The sequence below is a fragment of the Pseudomonas sp. NPDC088429 genome (assembly GCF_044753305.1).
GTDB classification, from domain to species: domain Bacteria; phylum Pseudomonadota; class Gammaproteobacteria; order Pseudomonadales; family Pseudomonadaceae; genus Aquipseudomonas; species Aquipseudomonas rustica.
The window spans coordinates 1-1,594 of sequence record NZ_JBIVMX010000167.1; the positions used below are offsets into that span (position 1 = coordinate 1).

Annotated in this window: 1 protein-coding gene; it reads left to right on the plus strand. The window is 62.4% G+C overall.

Annotated elements, in window-relative coordinates:
* On the plus strand, nucleotides 1-1,594 hold a 1,594-nt coding region (locus ACIP66_RS28710), incomplete at both ends, for a thiamine pyrophosphate-binding protein (protein WP_400652676.1).

The window sequence follows — 1,594 nt, forward strand, 5'->3', positions numbered from 1 at the left end:
TGGCGGATGGTTACTACCGGGTCGCCGGTAAACCGATGGCCGCTGTCACCTCCATCGGCGCCGGCGCCACCAACACCATCATCGGCCTCGCCACCGCGTTCACCGACTCCACCAGCCTGATGCTGATCACCGGCGGGCCGCCCACTCACATGCGCGGTCATGGTTTGCTGCAAGAGCTGGAACGCTATACCGACAACGACTTCCCTAAGATCGCCGAAGCCGTGACCAAGCGACACTGGGTCGCCACCCGCGTCGAAGAACTGCCGTTCATGATGCACCGCGCCTGGAGCGCGATGGTCACCGGCCGACCTGGCCCAGTGCATATCGAAATCCCGATGGACGTGCAAGCCGAAGCCGCGGACGTGATCTTGCACGCCCTGGAAGAACGCACGCCCATCGGTAAATCGTTCCCGGATCCAGCGGCCACCGCTCAGGCGGTGGAAGAGCTCAAGGCCTGCCAACGGCCAGTATTGGTTATCGGCGGCGGCGTGATTACCGGCGAGGCGCATGCCGAGATCCTGGCCTTGGCCGAAGCCCTGAAAATTCCGGTGGTGACCACCTGGAACGGCAAGAGCGGCTTCCCCGAAGACCACGATCTGTTCGCCGGTAGCGTCGGTCAGACCGGCACCCTGTGCGGCAACAAGGTCGCGTCAACCGCTGATGTGATCATTGCCGTGGGTTGCCGCTTTACCGACTGGTCGTCGTCGAGCTACGCCAAGGGCGTGACCTTCGCCATTCCACCGTCAAAGCTGATCCACATCGACATCGACCCGCATGAAATTGGCAAGAACTACCCGGTGACCGTAGGCATCTGCGCCGACGCCAAGTACGCCCTGGCTGCCATCGTCGAAGGCCTTAAGGGCTTCAGCGTCGAGCGCGAAGAGTACATGAGCGACTTGGCTGGTTATAAGGACGAGTGGGAAACCAAACTGGCCGGGCGTCGCGACTCCGACCGCTTCCCATTCACTTCGCAACGCCCGCTCGGCGCACTGCGCAAGATCTTCCCGCGTGACACTATCGTCGTGGTCGGTTCGGGCAACACCCAGGGCGCGGTCAAGCAGACCTTCCCGGTCTACACCCCGCGCACGCACCTGACCTCCGGCGGTTTCTCGTCGATGGGCTGGGCGGTGCCGGCGGCCATCGGTGCCAAACTGGCGGCGCCGAATCAACCGGTGGTGTGCATTCTCGGCGACGGCGACTTCTTGATGACCTCGCAGGAAATCGCTATCTGCGTAACCAACAACATTCCTGTGATCTTCATGATCCAGAACAACGCCGGCTACATGTCGATTCGCGGTGGCCAGCGCAAGCAGACCAGCCGCCACATCGGCACCGAGTTCAACCACCCGGATGGCACGCCTTACAGCCCGGATTTTAAAGCGGTGGGCGAAGCGTTCGGCCTAAAATCCTACCGGGTGGAGCGTCCGGAAGACCTGGAGCCGACCTTGCAGGAAGCGCTGGACTTGAACGTGCCGGTACTGATCGAAATCCCGACCGACCGCGATGCCGCAGGCCCTTGGGTGCCGGGCTGGTGGGACTTCCCGATTCCGGAATACATCACGGATGAGCGTCAGGAGGAGTATCGAGTGTTCCG